Source organism: Nocardiopsis salina YIM 90010 (genome assembly GCF_000341025.1).
Lineage (GTDB): Bacteria > Actinomycetota > Actinomycetes > Streptosporangiales > Streptosporangiaceae > Nocardiopsis > Nocardiopsis salina.
This window is the reverse complement of record NZ_ANBF01000196.1, coordinates 1-7,618: the sequence shown is the minus strand read 5'-3', so window position 1 is coordinate 7,618 and position 7,618 is coordinate 1. Positions and strand designations below refer to the sequence as shown.

The following is a 7,618-nucleotide window of genomic DNA, read 5'->3' as shown; positions in this document are numbered from 1 at the left end:
CCTCCCCCGGCCGATCCGTAGCGGCAGCAAGCACCCGGGAAGCGTCGTCGGCGGTAGCTGGCACCTCAAGTCCAGCCGGGACCCCCAACAGCTCACCGACTGGTTCCTCACCGATGGACACACCAGCATGGCCTTGCACGTCGGTCCCGGGGCCGTGGTGTTCGACGTCGACGACCCCGACCAGATGCCCGAGCCCCTCGCAGAGGCGATCACCAAACTCAACCCGCCGTACCAGTCCACCCGTACAGGCCAGCCCATGCGCGGGCACTACGTGTTCGCCACCCCGCACGGCCAGGGGTACGGCAACAGCACCGGCGCCTTGGGCGGCGCGTGGGGCGAAGTGCGCGGGGAGAACGGCGTCATCGTCGTCGCCCCCTCCGAGCACGAAAAGGCTGAACAGGGAGGCCGGTACAAGTGGCTGACCGCCGGTGCCTTGCCAGTGCTGCCCGAGACCCTGGCCGAGAAGCTCACCCAAGCGCGAGAGTCCCGGTCCAAAGCCACGCGCGAGGAGGTCGAGGAGTTCCTCGACACCTACACCGCCCAGATGCGCCCCTACCTTCTGAACGCGATCGTTGAGCGGTTCGCGGCCCGGGCCAACGGCGGCTACTCGCGCCACGACAGCGTGAAGTTCGCCCTTCTGGACACGATGACCGAGGCCCGCGTGGGAATGTACGCGGCCCGGCGTGCCGAGGAGGCGCTCCGGCCGCTGCACGCCGAGATGATGGCCAAGCCGCGTACCCGCTCGGACCGGGCCCTGACGCCGAAAGAAGCCGGTGCTGAGTTCGATGACGTGCTCGCGTGGGTCGTTTCGGCGGTCAAGGCCAAGACCGGCGCCGAACTGAACGGGGCCATCCGGGGGCTCACCGAACGAGTCCCCGAGACTCATGACCCCCTCGGAAACGCAGCACAAAAAGCACAGAAATCAGGGCAGGGGAGTTCTGAAGCGAGTTCTGTGCTTTCTGTACCGCCGAACGAGGGGGGTCATCTATTCGAAGGCGCCCCCGTCCCGGTCCACGTGCCCCGGCTCCCGGCCTTCCCCACGGGCCACCTCGGAACTCTGGCCGAGTGGGTGCGCGCGGCGTCGGTGAGCCTCAACGTCTCCGAGGACATCGCCGCGTTCTCCGCCCTGTCGGTGATCTCAGCAGCAGTCGGAGGGCGGCGCCGGGTCAAGGTCAAGGACGGTTGGACCGAGATGGTGTGCCTGTACGCCATGGCGTTGGCCGACTCGTCCGCACGCAAGACCCCGGCCCTGTCCTTGGCCATGGAGCCGCTCGAACGCGCCGCAGCAGAGTTGGCCGAGAAGGTGGGGCCGGAGGTCTGGCGACACAACGAACAGGTCGAGATCGCTGAAGCCCGGTACGAAAAAGCCAAGCAGCAAGCCAAGAGCGGCAAGGCCGACGACGCCGACCTTCAGATGGCACGTGACGAGGTGGAGGAAGCCGGAACCCGACGGCACCTGCCCCAGATCCTCGCGGGTGGGGACTCCACAATCGAGTACCTGGCCAAGACCATGGGCGAGCAGGGTGGACGTGTCGCCGTTCTCGGCTCCGAAGCCACGTTGTGGAAACACGCGGCCGGGATCTACGGCAACGGACAAGCCAACATCGGCCCTCTCCTAGAGGGGTACACCGGCGTGGCCTACCACTCCGGCAGGGTCTCCCGTGGCGGGTCGTATATGCCCCACACCGCCGTCACCCTGGGGCTGATCATCCAAACGGGCATGGTCGAGGGTCTGTCCAAGCAGAACCCCGACTTCAAGGAGTCCGGTTTCCTGAACCGGTTCCTCATGGCGCTGTCCCCGCAGATGCCCCCGGGCACCTTCGACGCTCCCGGAATCCCGCCGGCCGTTGTCGCCGGGCTCGAATCCCGGGTGAGCGCCATCGTGCACCAGGTGTGGGCGGGCGAGACCGTAGCGACGTTGGAACTGACCGACCAGGCACGACGCCGGTTCGGCAGTTTCTACAACGACGTCGAGCAGCGCAAGGGCGAGGGCGGCGACCTGCACGACTTGGCCGAGTGGGCGGGCAAACTCTGCGGTCAGATCGCCCGCGTGGCCGCGTGCATGGAGATCTACGACAACCCCGGTGCCGTCGAGATCACCGAGGGCACCATGGCGCGTGCCATCGAGCTGGCGCCGTACTTCATCGCGCACGCCCGGCGTGTGTTCGAGCTGATGGACGCGCGTGCCGAGGGTGGACGTAGGCCCCTGGCGGAGATCCTCGACTGGCTGGCCAAGAACGCCCGCCCCGGAGAGCAGGTGTCCGTTCGGAAGGTCCACGTGGGGCTCCACGGCCGTCAGTGGGTGCCGGATGTGGGAGGCGCCGCAGTTGTCCGGGACGCGATGGTCGAACTTGAGGATCTCGGGTGGCTTGCCGACGTGACCCCCGAGAGGACCCCCGGAAAGAAGGGGCGGCCCCCCTCGCCGAGGTATGCCCTCCATCCGGACGTGCACGCGGACGGCCCCGCCGGAAACGCAGCACAAAAAGCACAGAAGTCAGGGCAGGGGAGTTCTGAAGTGAGTTCTGTGCTTTCTGTACCGCCGAACGAAGGGGGGCACGCGCCAGAGCCCACCGTGTCCACGTGCCGGACCCCCGGATGTGAGCGCCGTGTCGCCCTCGACATGTGGCCTGACGGCCACTGCTTCGACCACCAGACCGCCGCATAAGAACCCCGGGGCGCCCGCACCCGTGGGCGCCCCGCCAACAAGGAGGAACACCCATGGCTGACCGCTACGAACTCGGACGCTGGTACTACACGCGCGGCCACCGACCGCGCGGCCCCGCCGGAGAGATCGACCCCGGCGAACCGGCCGCTTACTCCCGCTCCCGGGCCCTGACCACGTTCGGCCTCACCATCACCGACCACACCCGCAAGAACGAGGAGAAGAACCATGTCGACCACGAAGACCGCTGAACAGTACGACCCCGACCACCTGCAAGCCGAAGCCGACAAGATCGAACGCAAGTACCGGGCCGCCCGAGAAGCGGCACAGAAGGCCCGCGCCGCTGTTGAGTCCGCACGGGAGAACACCCTCACCAGCTATTGGCAGGGACGCGTCACCCGGTTCTACGACCAGGTACGCCCCCACGTCGCCACCATGTGGGAAGAGTTCGAGAAGGCCGCGACCGGAGGCAGCGAGGAGGACACCCTCACCGCGTGGCGCCGGTTCGCCCTCGCCCGCGCACAGGCCCACGGAGAGCACGAGGCACTGCGCCGTGCGGCACACCAACGAGGACTGCGGGGGGCTCGCCCCAGCCTCGCCCTCCAAGCAGGGGGCTACGCCGAATGCCTGACCCAGGTCCTGACCCGGTTCGAAGAAGACCACCGCCGCGCTACTACCGCCCAGGTCCGCGCCGATGCTGATGCCGTCGCCGACGCGGCGGACGCAGGAACGCGCAAGAGCGGGGAGGTCCCTGACGCGCCGGAGATCGTCGCGAGGTTCAAGCTCGGACCGTCCGCCGTCAGCAGGGACAGCGGCGCGCACACGGTGAAGCTGAGCCGTCCTGGTGACGGGCGGACTGTGGTCTTCCGTGACGGCGTGTTCTACGCGCGCGACGCCGAGACTGCCGAGTTGATCCGAGCACACGCGCGCAGGAAGAGCATTCGCGAGATCAACGAACACGGCGAGGAGATCGACACCTTCGGAGACACGTTCATCCCGCGCCCGTGAGCCACCGACCCCACCCGGATGACCCCTTCCCGGAGATCCACGAAAGGTCGCCGGGGAGGTCTCCAGGGTGTGCCTTGACCAATCAACCTCAATGAGAGGAGCGATCATGCCAGCGCCTCGGAACGTGGCCAAGCCGCATAGCCGGGCTCACCGGCGCCCGGTCTCAACGGGGGCACGGTCGGCGCTGGTCGACTTGCCCGCCGCTGGGTGTGACCTTCCGGTGCCGCCCATGCCGCCAGGACGCGAGTGGACCGAAGCCGAGGCCAGGCGCTGGGAAGAGATCTGGCAGTCGCCGCAGGCGACGCAGCTCGACGACACCGCGCGCGGCACGGTGGCGGTACTCATCGTGTATGAGTCGGCGATCTTGGCGGGTGAGGCGTCCGCGTGGATGGCGCAGGAAGCCCGCTACGCGAGTGAGGCGCTCGGGTTGACCCCGAAAGCGATGGCGGCGTTGGGGTGGCGCATTGCGGAGACGGCCGAGTGAGCGCCCGCAGACGTGCCCGCGCGGCCGCGATGGCGGCGCCGGTGGTCGAAGGGCTACCGGTGCCGCCCGAGCTCCTCGACGGCGACCACGTGGTGTGGCACCACCAAGGCCGGTACCGGGCGTGGATGCACGCACGCGGCTGGCCGATGCCAGCATCGGAACGATTCGGTGTGCCCGCCCACCCGGTCAACCGGCGTAAGGCTGCGGCTCGGGGGTGGGTGCGGGAGGCTGGTCTCGACGCTGGTTGGCGCCGGTTGGCCGAGTGGGGTGTGTGCGGGTGAAGACCCGCGCCCCGGGGGTGTCGACCAGTGCACATCCCCGTGCGTACATGGACCCCGAGGCGCGGGAGCTTTTCGCCTACTCGGGGTAGGGCGGGGCGATGTGCGGCCCGGGGTTGCGCATCTTCGCTTCCAGCGCGCCGGGGGTCGGTTCCATCAACGTCGGTTCGATCCCGGGCACGCGGGCGTTGGCCATCCAGTAGTTGGGGGTGCGCCATATGCGCCACTGGTGGGCGTGGGCGGCTTGGAGCCGGGCGAGTTCCTGCTCTTCCACGCGCACGAGGAGACCGGCGGGGGTGTCGGCACTCAGACGGGTCTCGCCGCGCGTGGCGCACCAGGGGCCGGCGTGGGGCTCGCGGCTGATGTCCCATGCCGGGTAGTCGGCCGCGATGACCTCGATAGCTGAGGGGTGCCCGTGCAGCGCCGCGCGGTCTTCCGCCCGTTGGTCCGTCATCATCTGCTCACCTCGGTTGTTGGGGTGAGCACGAAGCTACGGAAAGTGTGGCGGCGGTTACAGACACGGGGCGTGGTAGTTCCAACCGGGGTGCCCCGGCGACTACCACGCCCCGTGGTACTTGTCCTGCTCTACTCGGCGAACAGGGCGGCGAGCTTGCGCTGTTCGGAGGTCAACGCGCGCTTGCGCCGGGCTCGGACCTCGGCGAACGTGTCGGCGGCGAGCCGTTGGTGTGAGAGCCACTGGGGCGAAGCGCGCACCAGCCCGGACAGGACGTGTGTGGCTTCCTGGTCGTGGCGCATGCGCGCGTGTGCCTTGGCCACGTCCAACATGTGGCGGTTCCAGTTGTCGGAGGTTGAGGAGCCTTGCGTGAGTGGCTTGGACATGGACAGCACACGGTCGGGGCGGTCGGCGATCGCTTCGTTCTCGATCGCTTTGAGCTCGACGGTGGTGGGGCCGAACGAGACCCACCCGCGCAACCGGTGGGTGACCTCGCCGCCCAGTGCGGCACCGGCGGTACGGGCGAGGGTGATGGCCTCGCGTGCTTCGTCGGGGCGGTTGTTGCGTGCCGCAGCGGCAGACGCCCGCAGTAGGAGCCAACCCCACGCGGCAAGTTCCTCGCCGGACGCGCGGCTCATGCGCGGTTCGACTTGGTCGGCGGTGTCGGCGGCAAGCTCTTGGGCTTCGTCGAGGCGCCCTTGCCGCAGGAGCACCCACGCTTGCCCGATGATCGAGGCGGCAGCATTCAGCCGGTCCTCGCCGGTGGCGGCGTCGCGCACGGCGTCGGTGAGCGCGGTCTGTGCGAGGTCGTAGGCGCGGACTTGGGTGAGGTAGCGCCCGGCGAGTTGGAGGATCTCGGACCGCACGCGGTGGGCGTCGGCTTGCTGGGGGGTGTGGGCGTAGTGGTTGACGGCGGCGTGCGCAGAGGTGACCAGCCGGGGAACGAGGGTGGCCATGTCCCGGTACCGGTCCGAGTGGTAGGAGCGTGCGAACGACTCGGCGGCGCCCCGTAGGTCGGCGAGGTCGGGTTCTTCGTCGGGTAGGGCGGCGTGCCCGTCGAGCCCCACGGGGGGTGTGATGGCGCGGCGCATGTCCAGCAGGGACACCTTGTTGTCGTCGCCGTGGTTCTGTCGACGTGCGGGTTGTCCGGCGACCAGACGTCCGGTGGTTGTTCCGAGTACCCGGGCGAGGCGGTGGTAGGTCTCCATCGATCCTGTGCCGCCCTGTTCGATCTTGCGGACGGTGTTGACGTGGAGCCGTGCGGCTTCTGCCAACTCTTCCTGTGTGAGGTCCCGTTCGGCGCGTAGGTCTCGGAGGGTGTCCCCGATGGAGATATCCTCAGCCATGTCGGCCCTGCCTTCCTGGTTGCTCGCAACTCCCAGAGTAGGCAGGGCCCGTCGTCTTCGCAGGGGCAGATCAGGAACCAGGGGCCGGCGCGGGTGCCGACCCCTGGTGTGGTCATGCGGCGCGGCACTCCCGGATGCGGGTTCGCCCCCACGACTCGGACCGGCCGAACCGTGCGGCAAGCTCCTTGCCGGTGAGCGGGACTCCCTCGTTGAGGGCGGCACGGTAGGCATGCCGCGCCCGCGCTCGGTCGTCGTCTCGCTTGGCTGCGGTGTGCGAGGGGTCGGCACTATCGACCCCTTCCGGAGGAATCGGCACAGTGACCGTGTCGCGGGTGTCGCGCGCGGCAGGCACCGACTCGTTGACCAGCCAGGGGGCGGCACCATGGGCGGAACCGTCGGCATTGACGACGGTAGGGCTGACCTGCTGCTTCTCGCTCTCGCCGTGCGCGTGCCGCTGGTCTGTGCCGTCCGGGGACGCGAGCGCCAACGACGCGACCAACAGCAGACCGTCCACCGACAGCGGCAACAGGTGGGCGACCAACGCGGTTTCTCCGTAGGACAGCAACAGGTCCCGCATGTGCCCGTAGGACACGATCGCGGCCACAGCGGCCACCACGGCGGTACCGGACCACCGAAGCGTGATGATCCACCAGGGGCCGGACTGCCGTGCACGGGCCACCAGCTCGGCGACCAGAAGCAGCGCGACCGGCGCCCACCCGGCGGCAACCAGACGACCGAAGTCGGTCGGCCCGTCACCGTCGAGGGCGTGGAGCACGTTCGCGCCGATGGACACGACGGCGCCGGTGGCGAACGCCAACCAGGCGACCACACTTCCGCGCTTCATTCGGCACCCTCGGCGCCGTGCTGGTGGGACTCCCGCACCATCCGGGCACTGTTGATGCGTCCTTGGTAGGCGTCGAGGACGTCACCGAGGAGGATGATTGCCGCGCCCCGGGCTTGGTCGTCGGGGCAGTGGTGGCCGTGCTGGTCGAGGACGGCGAGGATGTCAGCGGCCAGACCGTGGGAGGGGGCGCTCACAGCTCCACCCCCTGAACGGCCACGGGCACGACGACGATCGTGTACGGCCGCTGGTCGGTAGCGGGGCGTTCGAGTCGCGCCACGGTCGCCGGGAGGACTGCCTCGATCACGAGGACGGGCGGGGCCGGGTCTGTAATGTGATGCATGGTTCGGACCTTTGGGATAGGTCCCGGCTTCACGCCCGACCGGGTGGACAGACCCGGTCGGGCGTTCCGTTTCTCCGGACCGCATTCGGACCGGACGGCAACGGGAAGCCGGGGGATCTAGCGGTATCTCGGGTGACCCGGAATTGCAGGTCAGAAGTGATCTCCCGCCGTTCCCGCAGGTGGTAGCACCGCTGGAATGAGA

The 7,618-nt window shown here is 68.9% G+C and carries 10 protein-coding genes; 5 read left to right on the top strand and 5 right to left on the bottom strand.

The genetic code is table 11. The features are described 5' to 3' along the window. From D474_RS30620 to D474_RS31960, 5 genes are all read left to right on the top strand, one after another. A partial coding sequence (locus D474_RS30620; RefSeq protein WP_152477002.1) for a DUF3987 domain-containing protein occupies nt 1-2,665 on the top strand: 2,665 nt, incomplete at its 5' end. 53 nt (nt 2,666-2,718) lie between these two features. Next, a complete protein-coding gene (locus D474_RS0122690) occupies nt 2,719-2,913 on the top strand; it encodes a hypothetical protein (protein ID WP_017615777.1) in 195 nt (64 codons plus the stop codon). Continuing rightward, nucleotides 2,891-3,670 carry a hypothetical protein gene (locus tag D474_RS0122685; protein ID WP_017615776.1) on the top strand — a complete coding sequence of 260 codons (780 nt, stop codon included), beginning with the start codon at nt 2,891-2,893 and terminating at the stop codon, nt 3,668-3,670. The genes D474_RS0122690 and D474_RS0122685 overlap by 23 nt, the downstream gene beginning before the upstream one ends. 91 nt (nt 3,671-3,761) lie before the next feature. Further along, the gene (locus D474_RS34470) at nt 3,762-4,154 is read left to right on the top strand and encodes a phage terminase small subunit (protein WP_449289369.1); all 393 of its coding nucleotides are present in this window, start codon (nt 3,762-3,764) and stop codon (nt 4,152-4,154) included. Beyond that, complete coding sequence (locus D474_RS31960; protein WP_152477000.1) at nt 4,151-4,435, top strand: hypothetical protein; 285 nt, start codon at nt 4,151-4,153, stop codon at nt 4,433-4,435. The genes D474_RS34470 and D474_RS31960 overlap by 4 nt, the downstream gene beginning before the upstream one ends. Nucleotides 4,436-4,511: 76 nt before the next feature. Here D474_RS31960 and D474_RS0122675 read toward each other — a convergent pair whose 3' ends face one another. The 5 genes from D474_RS0122675 to D474_RS32415 all read right to left on the bottom strand — a co-directional run bounded on the left by D474_RS0122675 (nt 4,512) and on the right by D474_RS32415 (nt 7,416). Then, nucleotides 4,512-4,889, bottom strand: a complete 378-nt coding sequence (locus tag D474_RS0122675) for a hypothetical protein (protein WP_017615774.1) — start codon at nt 4,887-4,889, stop codon at nt 4,512-4,514. 128 nt (nt 4,890-5,017) lie between these two features. After that, the gene (locus D474_RS0122670) at nt 5,018-6,232 is read right to left on the bottom strand and encodes a helix-turn-helix domain-containing protein (protein WP_017615773.1); all 1,215 of its coding nucleotides are present in this window, start codon (nt 6,230-6,232) and stop codon (nt 5,018-5,020) included. Nucleotides 6,233-6,344: 112 nt separating this feature from the next. After that, nucleotides 6,345-7,076: a DUF2637 domain-containing protein gene (locus D474_RS30615; RefSeq protein ID WP_083931934.1), complete on the bottom strand. Its 732-nt coding sequence runs from the start codon at nt 7,074-7,076 to the stop codon at nt 6,345-6,347. Then, complete coding sequence (locus D474_RS0122660) at nt 7,073-7,270, bottom strand: hypothetical protein (protein WP_017615772.1); 198 nt, start codon at nt 7,268-7,270, stop codon at nt 7,073-7,075. Before D474_RS0122660 ends, D474_RS30615 begins: the two co-directional genes overlap by 4 nt. Next, entirely contained in the window at nt 7,267-7,416 is a 150-nt protein-coding gene (locus tag D474_RS32415) for a hypothetical protein (protein ID WP_017615771.1), read from the bottom strand. Before D474_RS32415 ends, D474_RS0122660 begins: the two co-directional genes overlap by 4 nt. Nucleotides 7,417-7,618 lie beyond the last annotated feature (202 nt).

What these genes read in the sequence shown, in the direction of transcription:
- D474_RS0122690 (WP_017615777.1), top strand. Translation starts at nt 2,719, where the DNA reads ATGGCTGACCGCTACGAACTCGGACGCTGGTACTACACGCGCGGCCAC.
- D474_RS0122685 (WP_017615776.1), top strand. Translation starts at nt 2,891, where the DNA reads ATGTCGACCACGAAGACCGCTGAACAGTACGACCCCGACCACCTGCAA.
- D474_RS34470 (WP_449289369.1), top strand. Translation starts at nt 3,762, where the DNA reads ATGAGAGGAGCGATCATGCCAGCGCCTCGGAACGTGGCCAAGCCGCAT.
- D474_RS0122675 (WP_017615774.1), bottom strand. Translation starts at nt 4,889, where the DNA reads ATGATGACGGACCAACGGGCGGAAGACCGCGCGGCGCTGCACGGGCAC.
- D474_RS0122670 (WP_017615773.1), bottom strand. Translation starts at nt 6,232, where the DNA reads ATGGCTGAGGATATCTCCATCGGGGACACCCTCCGAGACCTACGCGCC.
- D474_RS30615 (WP_083931934.1), bottom strand. Translation starts at nt 7,076, where the DNA reads ATGAAGCGCGGAAGTGTGGTCGCCTGGTTGGCGTTCGCCACCGGCGCC.
- D474_RS32415 (WP_017615771.1), bottom strand. Translation starts at nt 7,416, where the DNA reads ATGCATCACATTACAGACCCGGCCCCGCCCGTCCTCGTGATCGAGGCA.